The following is a 16790-nucleotide window of genomic DNA, read 5'->3' as shown; positions in this document are numbered from 1 at the left end:
ACACCCTGGGCGCGACCGCGGTTGCGCTTCGAGATGTGTCGGTTCGTGTCGCCTCGACGAATCCGAGCCGACACGAACTGACACTCTCGTACCACGCAGAACGCTGACGAAGGACTTCACGAATGACCCAGACCCTTTGGAGGCAGCAGGATGCCGTGCTGGACAACCCGGCATGGCACTCGCTCGCCGGTCCGCACGCGCAGTTCGCGATAGGTGACGACCTGGTCCGCCAGTACCCCGCCGATGTCGCCCCCTTCGTCGCCGTGCGCACGTGGGAGGACCCCCGGGTGTGGGACGCGCTGGCCCAGCTCGTCGGACCCGCGGCCGAGATCGGTCTCTCGAGCACCGATGAGCTGCCGCCCGAGGGCTGGGAGATTCTGGGGCGCGGCGACGGTGTTCAGCTCGTGGAGACCCCGGCGCTCGCGCCGCGGCCGTTCGAGGAGGCGATCGAGCTCGGAGTGGACGACGTGCCGGAGATGCTGGCGCTCGTCGAGCGCAACCAGCCCGGCCCGTTCCGGCCCCGGACGCACGAACTGGGGCGCTACATCGGCATCCGGCACGAGGGTCGGCTGGTGGCGATGGCGGGCGAGCGACTGCATCCCGAGGGCTGGACCGAGATCAGTGCGGTGGCGACGGATGCCGAGCACCGCGGCCGGGGACTCGCCTCGCGCCTGGTGCTGGACGTGGCGTTCCACATTCAGGAGCGCGGCGATCGGGCGATGCTGCACGCCGCGGCGACGAACGTGGGCGCGATCGCGGTGTACGAGCGCCTCGGCTTCGCGCTGCGCCGGCACACGACGTTCTCCTTCGTGCGCACGCCCGCCTGAGGCTGCCGCCCGCCGCCCGCGCCCCGCTGCTCCCGCCGAGGTGGTGGGTCTCCCGCCGAGATGGTGGGTCTCCCGCCGAGATGGTGGGTCTCCCGCCGAGATGGTGGGTTCCGCCGCGAGATTGTTGAACTTGCACCGAGGTGGCTCCCACCATCTCGGGAGGAAACCCACCATCTCGGGGGGAAACCCACCATGTCGAGAGGGGGCGGCGAAGGGTACCTGTCGGCCAGCGGCGATGTCGGTGGGTGGCGGTGACTTTAGAACATGTATTCGAACACGGTGGTCGGATTCACCGACTCGCAGACCGACATGTTGCGCAGCCTGCGCGACCAGGTCGCCGCGTTCGACCAGGCGATCGCCGCGGCAGAAGCGGCGCGGGTGCGGGTGCTCGCGCAGGCGGCGGACCTCGTCGACGATGTGCTGACCGGTGTCTCTGCCCGGGAGCGGCAGGCGGACATGGTGCTGCGGACGGTCGCGTCCGAGATCGCGGTCGCCACGCACGTGTCCGACCGGTCCCTGCAACGCCAGATCGGGGAGGCGGCCATGCTCGTCGGCGACTACCCGGCGACCCTTTCTGCCTGGGAGGACGGGCGGATAACCCGCGGGCACGTCCGGGCCGTGCAGGACGCCGGCTCGATCCTTCCCCCAGAGAACCGACGGGAGTTCGATGCGGCCGCCGCTGATCTGTGCACCTCGGACACCGCCGGGCGCGTGGCCTCGCGGTTGCGGGTGCTGGCCGAGCAGGTGCACCCGATCAGCGTCCAGGAACGCCACGACGCCGCGAACGCGACCCGGTGCGTGAAGGTGATCCGCGGGACCGAGGGCATGTCGACACTCATGATGCCGATCCCGTCACTGCTTGCTGACGCGGTCTACGACCGGCTCACCCAGCAAGCCCGGGTCATCGTCGACACCCGTGTCACCCCACCCGCGGGATCGGACGACGCGGACCTCGCGGTGATCACGACGGACACCCGGACGATGGACCAGATTCGCGCCGACCTCGCGGTGGACATGCTCCTCACCGCCCAGCCCGGCGCGGATCCCACCCGGGACGACGACGGAGCCGGCACGCTCGGGGCGATCCGCGCGAAAGTGCAGATCGTGGTGCCCGTCCTCTCCCTGATCGGCTCCTCCTCCGAGCCCGCAACCCTCGTCGGCACCGGTCCGATCGACCCGGACACCGCCCGGCATCTCGCGGCCGGCACCCGGTCCCCGTGGGAGAGGATCCTCACCCACCCGATCACCGGAACAGTCCTGCACACCGACACCTATCAGCGCACCGCACAGATCGACCGGCAGCTCCGAGCCCGAGATCAGCACTGCCGGTTCCCCGGCTGCCGGGTCCCCGCGATCCGCTGCGAAGTGGACCACACCATCGACCACGCCAGAGGCGGACCCACCGACACGGGAAACCTCGCGCATTTGTGTCAACGGCATCATTCGATGAAGCAGTTCACCCCCTGGCGGGTTCGACAACTCCCGGGAGGCGTCCTCGAATGGATCTCCCCCACCGGCACCGTGTATCTCGACATGCCCACGACGTACCCGCCGGCCGTCACGTTCGCGCCCACCGACGACACCTCCGACGCACCCTTCTGAACCCCGCGCCGAGTCGGCAGGGTGGAGCCGTGCACGAGCCCGGATTCAGGCCCGGCGTCGTCCCCGGCGCCACCCCCGGCGCCACCTGCTCACCGGGGATCCGTCCGGCAGGACGCCACTCGGACGGTCAGACGCCCTGACGGCGCAGCGCCCGGCCGAGGCGGTGCGCGGCCTCGCGCAGCTGCTCGGCGGACGTGTCGCCATACGCGAGCCGGAGCCGGCGCTCGGCATCCGTCCCCGGCCCCGACGCGAAGAACGCGCCCTGCTGGTACTCCACGCCCTCCGCGCTCGCGTCTGCCGCGAGGCGCGCCGCATCGACCCCGTCATCGCGCAGCCGCGGCCACAGGAACAGCCCGCCGTCGGGCCGGTCGATCTCGAACGCACCGGGAGCCTCGGCCTCCAGCCCGTCGGCGAGCGCGTCCGCACGCTCGCGGTACAGCGCCCGCGCCCGCTCGAGCGTCGCGTCGAACAGCAGCGGATCGGACGTCAGCAGCTCGGCGATCACGGCCTGCACGAACGTCGACGAGTGCCCGTCCTGTCGGCTGCGGAGCGCCACGACGTCCGGCACCGCGTGAGCGGGCAGCACGACCCACCCGAGCCGCAGGCCCGGGCCGAGGGTCTTGGTGAACGTGTTGACGTGCCACACGAGGTCGGAGTCGTGGAACGGCTCGACGGACTCCTGCTCGCCGCGGAAGCGCAGCTCGCGGTACGGATTGTCCGCGAACACCACGAACCCGTACTGCTCGGCCAGGCGCACGAGCTCGCGGCGCTGATCGGTCGGCAGCGTCGACTGCGAAGGGTTGTGGAAGTCCGGCACCGTGTACAGCGCGGCGGTGCGCTCCCCCGCACGCAGGCGGTCGGCCAGGTCGTCGACGTCGATGCCCGTCCGGCCGACGCCGATCGGCAGGATCCGCGCGTCGGACAGCTCGAGCCCGCGCAGGAACAGCGGGAAGATCGGGTTGTCGACCGCGACGAGGTCGCCGCGTTCGAGCACGGTCTGCACCGCGAGGGCGAGCCCGTGAAACCCACCGTTCGTGATCACGACGCGCTCGACGGGCACACCCTCGCGCGCGGCGATCCACTCGCGCAGCGCCGGGATGCCCTCGGTGCGCGAGTACTGCAGCGCAGGTGCGCCCGGCTGGGCGAGCACGCGGGCCGTCGCCTCGGCGATCTCCCGCGAGGGCAGGACAGACGGGTCGGGGATGCCGCCCAGAAGCTCGATCGCATCGGGACGGCGATCGCGCAGGGTCTGGTCGCCGAAGCCCTTCGGCGCCGTGAGCGCGCGGATGAGCGCGGGGCGCGGGGCGCGGGTGTCGGTCAGCGTGGTCATGGGTGCTTCTCCTTCGAGCTCACGCGGTGGGTGTCAGCGCGGCCGTGGCGGTGGGCGCCGCCACGGCGCCGGGCACCGGCGCGGACGCGGCACGGGACGACCGGGGACGGGGGATCGAGCGCACGAGGGTCTTCGTGTACTCCTCGCGCGGGTTCTCCAAGACCTCGGTCACCGACCCCGCTTCGATCACGCGGCCGTCCTTGAGCACCGACACCGTGTCGGCGATCTGCCGCACGAGCGCGAGGTCGTGCGAGACGAACAGGTAGGTGAGGCCGCGCTGCTCCTGCAGGCGGAACAGGACGTCGAAGATGTCCGCCTGGACGCTGACGTCCAGCGCGGAGGTAGGCTCGTCCAGCACGATGACGTCGGGTTCGAGCACGAGGGCCCGCGCGATCGCGACCCGCTGCCGCTGGCCGCCCGAGAGCGCCCCGGGACGCCGGCGGCCGAGCTCCGCGCTCAGCCCGACGGCCGAGAGCGCCTCCGTCACCGCCCGCGCGCGATCCCGACGCGTGCCGACCCGATAGCGGTCCAGCGGCTCGCGCACGATGCGCTGCACGGTCCACGACGGGTCGAGCGACGTGAAGGGGTTCTGATACACCAGCTGGAGGTGACGGCGGATGCCGCGCAGCGCGGCCGGCGAACGGCCGGTCACCGTCTCGCCGTCCACCCGGATCTCGCCGGCGTCCGCGTGCTCCAGACCGAGCAGGAGCCGCACGGTCGTCGTCTTGCCCGATCCGGATTCGCCGACCAGGGCGTGCGTCGTGCCCGCAGGAACCTGGAACGACACGGCGTCCACGACCGTCCGGGACGTGCCGTCGACCGTGAATGCCTTGGACACCGCGCGGACGTCCACGCGGGGAGCGGCATCCGTCACCGCGGGTCGTCGCGGCGCGTCACGATACCGGGTCGGGTTCAGCGCCGGCGCGTCGCTCTGCAGGCGCGCGGTGTACGCCGAGGCCGCGAAGTCGAAGACCTCGGCGGTGCGCCCGGCCTCCTGCACGGCGCCGTCCTTGAGCACGACGATCTCGTCGGTGCGCTCGGCGGCGATCGCGAGGTCGTGGGTGATGAGCAGCAGGCTGATGCCGAGCGAGGTCTGCAGATCGGTGAGCAGGTCGAGGATGCGCTTCTGGATCGTGACATCCAGCGCGCTCGTCGGTTCGTCGGCGACGAGGAGCTTCGGCCGCGGGAGCACCGCCAGGCCGATCAGCACCCGCTGCAGCATGCCGCCGGACAGCTGGTGCGGGTAGGAGTCGAACACGCGCGCCGGGTCGGGCAGACCCACGCGCGCGAAGATGTCCAGGATCGCCTCGCGCTGCTCGTCGGCGCGCGTGAGCCCTGCCAGTGCCGCCGCTTCACGCGCCTGCGCGCCGATCGTGCGGACCGCGTTCAGCGCGTTCGCCGGGTCCTGCGGGACGAAGCCGAAGCCCGTTCCCCGGAGGGCACGGAAGCTCCGCTCCGGAAGCGACAGCACGTCCGTCCCCGCGAAGCGCACGTCGCCCGATGCCCGCGCTTCGGCGGGCAGGAGCCGCAGCACGGCCCGGGCGATCGTGGACTTGCCCGAGCCGGACTCCCCGATCAGGGCGAGGCTGCTGCCGGGGCGGACGGAGAATCCGACATCGTGGACGACCTCGGTGCCGCCGTACGACACGGAGAGGTCCTGCACCTGCAGCAGGGCATCGGGAGCGGTGGTCACGACGGGACTCCTGTCTGCGCGGCTCACGAGGTTCCTCGCAGCCAGCGACTGATGCGATTGATCGACAGCACCGTGAGGATCGTCACGATCGCGGGCCAGAACACGAGCCACGGCGAGCGCGGATAGTCCTTGCCGGAGGAGATGAGCAGGCCCCAGTCCGACGCGGGCGGCGGATCGCCGTACCCGAGGAAGGCCAGGCTCGCGATCACGAGGATCGACAGTCCGAACTGCAGCACGGCGAGCGGGATGAGCGAGCGGGACGCGTTGGGCAGCACGTGCCGGAACAGGATGTGCGCGGCGGATCCGCCCTGCAGCGTCGCCGCTTCGACGAACACCGACCGGCGCACCTTGATCACCTCGGCCCGCATGACCCGGGCGAACACGGCGACCGCGGACACCCCGGTCGCGATCGCGGCGTTGATGGTCTGGAAACCGAGCGAACTCACGATCACGACGGCCAGCAGGAAGGCGGGGATCGCCAGCAATACGTCGACGAAGCGGGCGAGGACGACGTCGATCCACGAACCGAGGAAGCCGGCGACGAGCCCGATGAGGCCCCCGACCACCACGCCGATCACGACGGCGACGAGAGCGCTCGTCACCGAGGACTGCGCACCGAAGACGACGCGCGCGAACATGTCGCGCCCGAGCTGATCGGTCCCGAGCAGGTGCGCCAGAGAGGGCGGCAGGAACTTGTCGGCCGGGTCGCCCTTCGCGGGGTCCTGGTGGGCGAACAAGCCCGGCGCGAGCGAGAACGCGAGGACGATCGTCACGACGACGAAGGACAGCAGCACGCTCGGCGGGACAGCGAGAGCGCGCACCCGGGGGCGTGTCAGCGCGCGGGGCGCCTGGGTCAGGGCGGCACCGGTCATACGATGCTCACCTCCTCCTGCAGGTCGGAGCGGATGTCCTGATCGGCCGCGGGCGAGACGGCGCGCGCGCGTCCGCCGACCGTGACCCGGGGATCCAGCAGCGGGTAGGCGAGGTCGGCGAGCAGGTTCACCACGACGAAGACGAGCGCCGCGAGCGAGACGACGGCTTGCAGGACGGGGAGGTCCTGGCTGGCCACGGCGCCCTCCACCAGGGTGCCGATGCCGACGCGTCCGAAGATCGACTCCGTGATGAGCGCTCCGCCGAGCAGCTCGCCCACCATGAGGGCGAGCACGGTGACGGCCGGGAGGGAGGACGGCTTGACGAGGTGCCGGAGGAACAGCCTGCTCTGCCCGAGACCGCGCGAGCGGGCGACGGCGATGTACTCCTGCCGCGACTCGTGGTCCAGGTTCGCGATGAGCACTTCGGCCAGCTGCGCCGACACGGGGATGCCGAGCGCGAGCGCGGCGAAGAACGTGCCCCAGGGGGTCTCGGTGTCGATCATCGTGAACAGGCCGAGACCGAACGCGAAGACGTTGATCAGCAGGAGACCGATCACGAAATTGGGGACGGAGAGGAAGAGCGACGGCAGGGAGCGCAGAACTCCTTGCCCGAACCGCGGAGGCAGGAACTGCGTTCCGTAGGCGATCGTGACCGCCAGCACGATCGCGACCAGGAGGGCGGCCCCGGCCAGCTGCAGCGTCGAGCCGAGTGCGTCGAGGATCAGCTGACTCACCGGGAGGTTCGAGCGCAGCGAGATGCCGAAGTCGCCTGTGACGAAGCGACCGAGCGAGCCGGCGAGCTGCACGAGCAGCGGCTGGTCCAGGCCGTAGTAGGACACGATCCGCGCGATGTCCTCCTCGGTGAACCCGTTCTCGGGATTGCGCAGCGTGCTCGTGATGGGGTCGCCCGGCAGGATGCTGATCACGAAGAACGTGAACAGGTACGCCAGGAGCACCACGACGACCGCCTGGCCGATTCGGCGCAGAGCGTACGGTCCGTAGGTGCGGAGCATGGGATGTTCCCTCCGGCTCGACGGGGCGGGGACGCGTGTGCGCCCGGACGGCTCCGGGCGCACACGCGCGATGATCACTCGGTCAGGTACGCGTCGAGGTAGTACGCGTAGGCCAGGCCGTTGTACGTGACGCCCTCGAGGGCGGGGTTCTGCACGTACACGCGCTGCACGATCTGCGTGAGCGGAACGAAGTACGCCTGCGCGAGCACGTACTCCTGCAGCTCGTCGGCGACGGCGGCGCGGTCGTCACGATCGGTCGCCGTGGCGATCTGGTTGGAGAGGTCGTTGAGCGTCTGGTCGCTCGTGCCGACCTTGAACCAGTCCTCGTCGCCCTTCTTCTGGCTCGTGAGGACACCGGCGACGGTTCCGACGTCGACGAAGCTGCGCGTGATCTCGTTCGCGGGGATCGCGGCATTGCCGATGACCTTCTGCCCGTACGTCGGCACATCGTAGGCCTCGAGGGTCACGGCGAAGCCCAGGTCGGACAGCTGCTGCGCGACGAGCTCGTCGACGGCCTGCGAGGTGGCCAGGTACGGGTTCGGGTACAGCGTGAACGCGAGTTCCTGCCCGTCCTTCGTGCGGACGCCGTCCGCGCCCTCGACCCACCCGGCCTCGTCGAGCAGATCGGCGGCCTGGTCGGGGTCGAACGCGAACTGGTCGCTGTGATCGGTCGCCTCGGGAACGTTGCTCTGGATGAACGACTCCGCCGCCTGCCAGTCGCTCGTGTAGACCGTGGACAGGATCTCGTCGCGGTCGATGCCGTGCTGGACGGCCTGCCGGACGAGCGGGTCGTCGAAGGGTGCGACCGTGGTGTTCAGCGCGTACCCGTTCACGAAGCCGAGATAGCGGGGCACCGCGATCTCGAAGCCCTCGTCCTTGAGCGGATCCAGCTCCTGCGGGCTCGCGTTGTAGGCGACGTCGGCCTGGCCGGACTGCACGGACGACGTCCGCAGGGTCGGCTCGGCGACCTGCTTGTACGTGATCGAGTCGAGGTACGCCGCGCCGTCGTGGTTCAGCGCCTCCGGACCCCAGTCGTAGTCGTCGCGCTTGGTGAGCACGACACTGTCGCCCTCGGCCCACGACTCCACCACGAACGGCCCGCTGCCGATGTCATTGGACAGGTCGGCCTGCTGATCGGCCGGCAGCGCGAGGGTCTCCGGCGACAGCAGGATCGAGCCGTGGTAGGCGAGCGTGGGGATGAAGCTCAGCGTCGGCGCGGTGAAGTACACCTTGACCGTGGTCTCGTCCACGGCCTCGGCCCGGTCGTAATTGGCGGCGGGGAACAGCCCGATGCGGTTGATGCCCTCGTCGGGGCGGCCCTTCGCCCAGATGTCGATGTTCGCGACGACCGCCGCGGCATCGAGCGGCGTGCCGTCCGAGAAGGTGACGCCGTCCTTGAGGTTGATCGTGAACTCGGTCTTGTCCTCGCTCTCCTCCCAGCTCTCCGCGACCCACGGGCTCAGGTTGCCCTCCGCGTCGACATAGATGAGCTTGTCGGTGACGTGTCCCCAGATGTGCCCCTGGTAGCTCGAGATCGAGCTGTTGTTGGGGATCCAGGTGGCGCCGAGCGAATCGATCAGGAACGTGATGTCGCCGCCCTCCGTGGGCGCGGCGCTCTCGTCGGCGGCAGGTGCGGTGCCGCCGGAGGCGCAGCCGGCGATGAGTGCGACGCCGGCGATCAGGCCGATGCCGGTCAGGAGGGCGCGTCGCCCTCGGGTGCGGTGCTGTGTGGACATGTGATCGTTCTCCTTGGTGTGCTGTGGGGCGAGGTGAAGGTCAGAAGGCTTTGCCGGGGTTGAACAGGCCGGTGGGGTCCAGCGCCGCCTTGAGGGCGTGCTGGGCGGCGAGCGTCCGCGGGGACAGTTCGACGGCCGCGAGCTCTCGCTTGACCGTGCCGATGCCGTGCTCCCCGCTCACGGTGCCGCCGACGCTCAGAGCGAAGCGGACGAGGTCGTCCGTGGCGTCGTGCAGCGTGGCCGGGGGTGCGGACGGATCGGCACCGTCCGGGATCCGCAGCGTGATCAGCGGGTGCAGATTGCCGTCGCCGGCATGGGCGACCGCGCTGACCTCGACGCCGTACCGCTCCTGCAGAACCGCGAAGTACGCGTACACCTCGGGGATCCGCGACTTCGGCACGGCGATGTCGCCACCCGAGAACCAGCTGTCCAGGTCGAACCCGCGTCCGGAGCGGCGGAGTTCCCACAGCACCTCGCCGTCGGCATCCGTCTCGGCCTGCACGCGACCGCCGACCGCGGTGAGCGCGTCGCGGAGCTCGGCGAACTGCTCGGCGATGCCGAAACCGTCGAGCTCGATCAGCAGGAGCGAGCCACCGCGTTCGCGCAGGCGGGAGTGCGAATGCCGGTCGATGCTCACGAGGGTCGGCTCGTCGAAGAACTCCACGATGCTCGGCCGGACCCGGGATGCGGTGATCGCCGCCAGCGCGGCGGCCCCCTCAGCGGTCGAGTCGAAGAACGCGGTCACCGTGCGGCGTGCGGCCGGAATCGGCCGGAGGCGGACGGTGGCCGCGACGACGATGCCGAGGACCCCTTCGGATCCGACGAACAGCGACACGAGGTCGAGCCCCGTGACCCCCTTGATCGATCGGTGCCCGACCGAGATGAGGCTCCCGTCGGCGAGGACGACATCCAGCGCAAGCACCGACTCGCGGGTGACGCCGTATTTCGCGCAGCGCAGTCCGCCGGCGTTCGTGGCGATGTTCCCCCCGATCGAGGAGATCCGCCAGCTGGCCGGATCGGGCGCGTAGAACAGCCCGAGCGGGGCGAGGTGGGCGTTCAGCTCGGCGTTCAGGACGCCGGGCTCGACCACCGCGACTTCGTCCTCGGGCGAGACCTCGAGGATCCGCGTCAGCCGCTCCGTCGAGATCACGAGCTCGCCTGTGGTCGCCGACGCGCCGCCGGAGAGCCCGCTGCCGGCGCCACGCGGCACGACGGGCACACCGTGCTCTGCGGCGATCCGCACGAGGTCCTGCACGTGCTCGGGCGAGGCCGGGAGTGCGACGGCCGGGCCGATCGTGGATGCGGAGCCGGCGGGCGCCAGGCGGGTGGCCGCGTCGTGCAGGTAGTCCACCGTCGCCGGCGACGAGGGCCGCACCTCGATCTCGGGATGCCGCTCCTGGAGTGCCGCGACGAGGGCATCCAGGGCGCTGGGCGCGAGAACGGGACTGGTCATGGCGGATCTGGCCTCTCCGGCAGGGATCGGGGTCATGGGGTGGATCGGTGGATCGGCTCGACCGTAGAGCGGAGGAGCGGCGGGGCGCGGCCGCGAACGTCATGCGACGTTGCGATCCGTCACGGGACGTCACATTCCGCCTCGGGGATCCCTGATCCGGACGCCCCGCGACGTCACGTTACGAAGCGATTTGAGCGCCGCCGCTCCCCCGGCGACAGTGATCATCGCGTCGTTCTCGCGGCGCGGTGAGGAGTGGACCATGACCGATCGCGTGCATGTCGCCGTCGCACTGGACGGTGCCGGTTGGCACCCGGCCGCCTGGCGTGAGCACTCCGCTCGGCCCGCAGCTCTGACGACCGCAGCCTATTGGCGCGACCTCGTCCGAGCCGCGGACGAGGCGGGAGTCGCCTTCGTCACGATCGAGGACGCCCTCGCCCTCGGCGAGCGCTTCGACACCGCGCCCGAGCCGCGCACCGACCGCGTCCGCGGGCGCCTCGACGCCGTGCTTCTCGCGTCGTTCCTGGCTCCGCTGACCACGCGCGTGGGACTAGTTCCCACCGTCACCACGACCCACCCCGAGCCGTTCCACGTCGCCACCGGCCTGCAGACGCTCGACCACGCGAGCCTCGGCCGCGCGGGCGTGCGCCTCGTCGCGGGCTCGACGCCGGCCGAGCGGGCGAACTTCGGACGCCGCGCGGACGGACCCACCGGCCTGCCGGAATCGGGCCATGTGGAGGAAGATCCGCAGCTCGTCGCGGCGTTCCGCGAGGCCGGCGAGGTCGCCCAGGCGATCCGCGGACTCGCCGACTCGTGGGAGGACGACGCGATCATCCGCGATCTCGAGTCCGGCCGCTTCGTCGACCGCGACCGCATCCACAACCTCGACTTCTCGGGCGAGTTCTTCTCGATCACCGGCGCTTCGATCGTGCCCCGCTCCCCCCAGGGGCAGCCCCTCGTCACGGCGCTCGCGCACCAGAGCATCCCCTACCGCTTCGCCGCCGAGCACGCCGACGTCGTGTTCGTGACGCCCGCCGATCCTGCCGGGACCGGCGCGATCCTGGCCGAGCTCGCCGAGGCCGCGGCCCAGGTGCGGACCGAGCCGGAACCGCTGCGGGTGTTCGTCGATCTGATCGTGCTCGTCGAAGACACCGCGGATGCCGCACGCGAGGCATGGGATCGACTCGAAGCCCGCGCGCCCCTCGTCACGGACGCGCGCATCGTGGTCGGCACCCCCGACGACGTGGTGGCCGAGATCCGGGCGTTCGCCGAGGCAGGTGTCGACGGCATCCGTCTGCGGCCCGCGCGACTGCCCGCCGACCTCAACGCGATCGCCGAGGAAGTCCTCCCCCGCGCGTCCGCGCTGCTCGTCGGCGACGACGGCGCACCCACCCTGCGCGAGCGACTCGGACTGCCGCGTCGCGCAAGTCGCCACACCCGATCGGAGGTTTCGGCATGAGCTTGAATCCCGCGAAGCGTCAGATCCACCTGGCCGCGCACTTCCCCGGTGTGAACAACACCACGGTCTGGACCGACCCGACCGCCGGCAGCCAGATCGACTTCGCGTCCTTCGAGTACTTCGCCCGCACGGCCGAGCGCGGGCGGTTCGACTACCTCTTCCTGGCCGAGGGTCTGCGACTGCGCGAGCATCGCGGGCGGATCCACGAGCTCGACGTGCTCGGCCGGCCGAACACACTCGCCGTGCTCGCCGCCCTCGCCGCCGTCACCGAGCACATCGGTCTGGTCGGCACGCTCAGCACGACCTTCAACGAGCCGTACGAGCTCGCCCGCCAGCTCGCGACGATCGACCATCTGTCCGGTGGAAGAGCCGGCTGGAACGCGGTCACGAGTTCGGATGCCTTCCACGGCGCGAACTTCCGGCGCGGCGGGTACCTGGACCACGCCGACCGATACGTCCGCGCGTCGGAGTTCGCCGAGATCTCGAAGGCCCTGTGGGGGTCGTGGCAGGACGACGCGATCGTGGCGGATGCCGATGCCGGCGTCTACCTGGACGCGGAGCGCATCGCGCGGGTGCGCCACCAGACGCGCTTGTTCGACGTGGACGCCCTGTTCGACGTGCCCGCCTCGCCGCAGGGACGCCCGGTGATCGTGCAGGCCGGGGACTCCGCCGACGGCCGGGACTTCGCAACCGACCACGCCGATGTGATCTTCTCCCTGCACACCGAGTTCGAGGATGCGCAGGACTTCTACCGCGATGTGAAGGGGCGCCTGGCCGCCCGCGGACGTGACGAGGAGTCGCTCAAGATCCTTCCCGCGGCCACGTTCGTGCTCGGCGACACCGCCGAGGAGGCCCGCGAGCGCTCGCGCGAGATCGCCCTGGCCCAGGTGCGGCCCGAGACGGCGATCACGTACCTCGAGCAGGTGTGGAACCGCGACTTCAGCGGGTACGACCCCGACGGCCCGCTGCCGGAGGTCGAGCCCGACACCGGCCCGGAGAGCGCCCAGGGCTTCGCGAACCGGCACGCCGCAGTACGGGCGCGCATCGCGAAGCTGCGCGAGACGGCCGCAGCCGAGAATCTCAGCATCCGCGATCTGATCATCCGGCTCACGGCCAACCACACGTTCGTCGGCACCCCCGAGTTCGTGGCGGGCGAGATCGACCGTTACGTGCAGGAGCGCGCGACGGACGGCTTCACGGTCGTCGGCCACCTCACCCCGCACGGCCTGGATGAATTCACCGACCGCGTCGTGCCGCTCCTGCAGGAACGCGGCTCCTACCGCGACACCTACGAGGACGGCGCCACCCTGCACGACCTGCTCGGCCTGCCCGCGGTGCGCACCGGGGCACCAGTCGGGGTGTGACGATGACGGATGCCGCGCCCCGGGACTCCGCGCAGACCACACGCCTCGTCGTGGTGGGCGCGGGCCCGCGCGCGGTCATGCTCCTCGAGCGTCTCCTCGCCCGCACCGATCAGTCGCCGCTGGAGATCACGCTGATCGATCCGCACCCGCCCGGTGCGGGACGCATCTGGCGCGCGGACCAGTCGCCGCTGCTCAAGCTCAATTCGATGGCGCAGGACGTCACCGTGTTCACGGACGACACCTGCACGATCGACGGGCCCATCCGGCCGGGACCCACGCTCATCGCGTGGGCGGAGCTCGTCCGCGACGGCGGGCTCGAGGACGTGACGATCGACGATCCCGCCGTCCTCGCCGAGATCGCGACGCTCCGGGGCGAGAGCTTCCCCACGCGCCGACTGCAGTCGTACTACCTCGACTGGTTCTGGCGCGGGGTCGTGGATGCGGCTCCGGGGCACGTGCGCGTCCACCGGCTGACCGGAACGGTCGCCGGCGTGGCGACAGCAGCGGAACGGCACCGCGTCCGCCTCGTCGACGGGCTGGAGCTCGATGCCGATGTCGTCGTCTACGCGGTCGGCCACAACGGACGCGAACCCGCAGCCGAGACGGCCGCGCTCATCGCCCAGGCCGCCCGCGAACGCCTGACCTACGTACCCCCCGCTTTCACCGCCGACGCCGATCTGTCCGCCCTCGCCCCCGGCGCGGACGTCATCGTGCGCGGGATGGGACTGGCGGCGGTCGACCTGCTCGTGCTGCTCGGCGAAGGTCGCGGCGGTCGCTTCCACCGCGATGACGACGGCTCGCTGCGCTACGAACCCTCCGGGCTCGAGCCCCGCCTGCACATCGGCTCGCGGCGCGGCATCCCCTACCGCTCGAAAGTCTCGTCCGTTCTGCAGGGCGACCCGCCGCAGCTGCACGTCGTGACGAAGGAGGCGGTCGCCGCCCTCGTCGCACGCCCCGAAGCTGTCGACTTCGAGCGGGACGTCTGGCCGCTCATCGCACAGGAGCTCGTCTGGAGCCACTACCGCGAACTGTTCACGGGGCACCCCGAGCGGGTCGCCGGTACGTGGGAACAGTTCCAGGACGTGCTGCGCGCGCATGCCGGCGACACCGCGGCCCTCCGGGCCGCCGTCGCGGAGGTCGTGCCGGACCCGCTGGATCGCTTCGACGTCCCGACCCTCGACCGTCCGCTCGACGGCGAGGAGTTCTCGTCCGACGATGACCTGCAGCGCCGCATCCGCCAGCACATCACGGATGATCTGACCCTCCGCACGACGCAGGAGCGCAGCAGCGCGCAGGCGGTCTTCCTCGCGATCCTGCTGTCCTTCCTCGCTCTCGCGGACGTGCCACCGGAGAAGTGGAGCGCGCGCTCGCGCGCGGAGAGCCTGCCCGTCACGTGGCACACGTTCTTCAGCTACGTCGCGAGCGGTCCGCCCGCCCACCGGCTCGAGGAGCTCCTCGCGCTCTCCGAGGCCGGCGTCGTGCGGTTCCTGGGTCCGGACGTGACCGTGCGGGTGGAGACCGGCCGCGGGTTCGTCGCGTCGAGCCCGCGCGTGCCGGGCGAGACCGTCGCCGGTGCCCTCGTGGACGCGTGGCTGCCCGGCTCGGGGGCCGCCGTCAGCGAGAACAGCGCACTGCGCGAACTCGCGGCGGTCCACGGACGGGAGTTCCGCGTCGCGGACGCGTCGTTCGAGGGCTCGCTCGGGCGCATCGAGGTGGATGCCGACGGCCGGGTGATCGACGCCACCGGCGCCGCGCACCCCACGCTGTTCGCGATCGGCCCGTTCACCTCGCTCACCGAGGCGGGCGCCTTCACGCGACCGGGGTCCAACGCGCTGCCGTTCCGGCAGACCGATCGGATCGCCGGGGCGATCGCGGAGAGCATCGCCGCGGCGCGGGCCGACCTCGGCGAGCTCGTCGCCCGCTGAGACCGGCCGCGCCGCTCGTCAGGTGCCGCAGAACGTCCGGTGACGCGGCGTGCCGTCCGGGGCGGGCAGCGCGAATCGGCGGGCGTCCGGACGCTCGGTGTACGGGTCGCGCAGGAGATCGACCAGCTCGTCGAACGGGGCGAGGTCGCCGTCGGTCGCGGCCTGCAGCACCTCTTCGACGATGTGGTTCCGCGCGATGTACACGGGGTTCACCGCCCGGATGACCGCGGCATCCGGTCCCTGTGCCTTCCACGCGACGAGCCACTCCTCCAGCGCCAGGACCTCGCCGAGGAAGCGTGAGCGCAGGGCCCGCTCGTCGCCCTCGGCCGCCGCCGCGAGGTCGCGCCAGAAGCCGGTGAAGTCGACACCGTGATCGGCCAGGAGCGCGAGCGCGGCATCCGTGAGTTTGTCGACCGTGGCCGCGTCGACATCGCCGACCAGACCGAGCTTGCGCCGGAAGGCCTCCCGTCGCGCACGCGCGAAGGCCTCGCCGAATCCCGCGACGATGTCGGCCGCGATCGACAGCGCCTCCGCGAGGTCGTCGTGCAGCAACGGGGCGACAGCCTCGCCGAGCCGGTCGAGGTTCCACCGCATGATCTCCGGCTGCCGCTCGTGCGCGTATCGCCCGAACTCGTCGATCGAGCTGAAGAAGGCGTCCGGTTCGTAGGTGTCCAGGAACGCGCAGGGTCCGTAGTCGATCGTCTCCGCGCCGACGAGGACGTTGTCCGTGCTGAGCACTCCGTGCACGAAGCCGAGGCGCATCCAATCCGCGGTGAGCCGCGCGACAGCCTCGACGATCTCGGTGAGGAGAGCGCGATATGGATGCCGGGCCCCGGCGGCGCGCGGGTAGTGGCGGGCGATCACGAGGTCCGCGAGTCGCCGCAGCAGACCGAGATCGCCGTGCACCCGCACGTACTCGAACGAGCCGTAGCGGACATGGCTCGTGGCCGTCCGCACGAGGATCGCCCCGGGCAGCCCGTCCATCGGCCGCACGGCCCCGGTCGCCACGACGGCGAGCGCACGCGTCGTCGGCACACCGAGCGCGTGCATCGCCTCGCCCATCAGGTACTCGCGCAGCATGGGGCCGATCACGGCGTACCCGTCGCCGCGCGACATCGGCGTCGGCCCGGAACCCTTCACGTGGACATCGCGCAGGCGGCCGTCGACGTCGCGGATCTCGCCGAGCAGGGCCGCGCGGCCGTCGCCGAGGATCGGCTGGAAGCGGCCCCACTGGTGCCCCGCATAGACCTGGGCGACCGGACGGGCATCCCCCGGCTCACCGCTCAGGAAGCGGATGCCGTCGGCGGAGCGGAGGGCATCGACGTCCAGGTTCAGCTCGTGCGCGAGAGGCTCGTTCAGCGCGAGGAGCCGGGGCTCGGGCGGGAGGGCGGGAACGGACGGCAGCGACAGTTCGGGCAGGAGCGCGGCCCACTCGTGCGTGAGCACGGGGTGACGCGTGCCGGCACGCTCGGGCCTGTGCACGACGGAGGTCATGTCGGGATCCTAAGTCGGCCGCAGG

Annotated in this window: 12 protein-coding genes; 5 read left to right on the top strand and 7 right to left on the bottom strand. The window is 71.2% G+C overall.

Going from position 1 to position 16790, the window contains the following annotated elements; translation table 11 throughout:
- Positions 1-122: 122 nt before the first annotated feature.
- Both ABD197_RS04580 and ABD197_RS04575 read left to right on the top strand, forming a co-directional pair.
- Positions 123-827 carry a GNAT family N-acetyltransferase gene (locus ABD197_RS04580; RefSeq protein WP_344052046.1) on the top strand — a complete coding sequence of 235 codons (705 nt, stop codon included), beginning with the start codon at positions 123-125 and terminating at the stop codon, positions 825-827.
- A gap of 264 nt (positions 828-1091) precedes the next feature.
- Positions 1092-2429, top strand: a complete 1338-nt coding sequence (locus tag ABD197_RS04575) for an HNH endonuclease signature motif containing protein (protein ID WP_344052044.1) — start codon at positions 1092-1094, stop codon at positions 2427-2429.
- A 127-nt stretch (positions 2430-2556) separates the two neighbouring features.
- Here the strand turns inward: ABD197_RS04575 and ABD197_RS04570 are convergent, their stop codons facing one another.
- From ABD197_RS04570 to ABD197_RS04545, 6 genes are all read right to left on the bottom strand, one after another.
- Positions 2557-3759, bottom strand: a complete 1203-nt coding sequence (locus tag ABD197_RS04570; protein ID WP_344052042.1) for an aminotransferase-like domain-containing protein — start codon at positions 3757-3759, stop codon at positions 2557-2559.
- A 19-nt stretch (positions 3760-3778) separates the two neighbouring features.
- Entirely contained in the window at positions 3779-5452 is a 1674-nt protein-coding gene (locus tag ABD197_RS04565) for a dipeptide ABC transporter ATP-binding protein (protein WP_344052040.1), read from the bottom strand.
- Between the two features lie 23 nt (positions 5453-5475).
- Positions 5476-6324, bottom strand: a complete 849-nt coding sequence (locus tag ABD197_RS04560; RefSeq protein ID WP_344052038.1) for an ABC transporter permease — start codon at positions 6322-6324, stop codon at positions 5476-5478.
- On the bottom strand, positions 6321-7337 hold the full coding sequence (locus tag ABD197_RS04555; protein ID WP_344052036.1) for an ABC transporter permease: 1017 nt from the start codon (positions 7335-7337) through the stop codon (positions 6321-6323). The genes ABD197_RS04560 and ABD197_RS04555 overlap by 4 nt, the downstream gene beginning before the upstream one ends.
- A gap of 74 nt (positions 7338-7411) precedes the next feature.
- Positions 7412-9073 (bottom strand): ABC transporter substrate-binding protein, encoded by a 1662-nt coding sequence (locus ABD197_RS04550; RefSeq protein WP_344052035.1) that lies wholly within the window; start codon positions 9071-9073, stop codon positions 7412-7414.
- Between the two features lie 40 nt (positions 9074-9113).
- On the bottom strand, positions 9114-10526 hold the full coding sequence (locus tag ABD197_RS04545; protein ID WP_344052033.1) for an FAD-binding oxidoreductase: 1413 nt from the start codon (positions 10524-10526) through the stop codon (positions 9114-9116).
- A gap of 259 nt (positions 10527-10785) precedes the next feature.
- On the opposite strand from ABD197_RS04545, the gene ABD197_RS04540 reads away from it, so the two are divergent.
- The 3 genes from ABD197_RS04540 to ABD197_RS04530 are packed head-to-tail and all read left to right on the top strand — an operon-like array spanning position 10786 to position 15271.
- Positions 10786-11982, top strand: coding sequence for an LLM class flavin-dependent oxidoreductase (locus ABD197_RS04540; protein WP_344052031.1), 1197 nt, complete (start codon positions 10786-10788; stop codon positions 11980-11982).
- Positions 11979-13346 carry an NtaA/DmoA family FMN-dependent monooxygenase gene (locus ABD197_RS04535; protein ID WP_344052029.1) on the top strand — a complete coding sequence of 456 codons (1368 nt, stop codon included), beginning with the start codon at positions 11979-11981 and terminating at the stop codon, positions 13344-13346. The genes ABD197_RS04540 and ABD197_RS04535 overlap by 4 nt, the downstream gene beginning before the upstream one ends.
- Positions 13347-13348: 2 nt before the next feature.
- Positions 13349-15271 carry an FAD/NAD(P)-binding protein gene (locus ABD197_RS04530; protein ID WP_344052027.1) on the top strand — a complete coding sequence of 641 codons (1923 nt, stop codon included), beginning with the start codon at positions 13349-13351 and terminating at the stop codon, positions 15269-15271.
- A gap of 18 nt (positions 15272-15289) precedes the next feature.
- Here the strand turns inward: ABD197_RS04530 and ABD197_RS04525 are convergent, their stop codons facing one another.
- Positions 15290-16765, bottom strand: coding sequence for a protein adenylyltransferase SelO (locus ABD197_RS04525; protein ID WP_344052025.1), 1476 nt, complete (start codon positions 16763-16765; stop codon positions 15290-15292).
- Positions 16766-16790: the final 25 nt, after the last annotated feature.

This window comes from Microbacterium lacus, assembly GCF_039531105.1.
Taxonomy (GTDB): Bacteria; Actinomycetota; Actinomycetes; order Actinomycetales; family Microbacteriaceae; genus Microbacterium; species Microbacterium lacus.
This window is presented reverse-complemented; position numbering and strand designations above follow the sequence as displayed.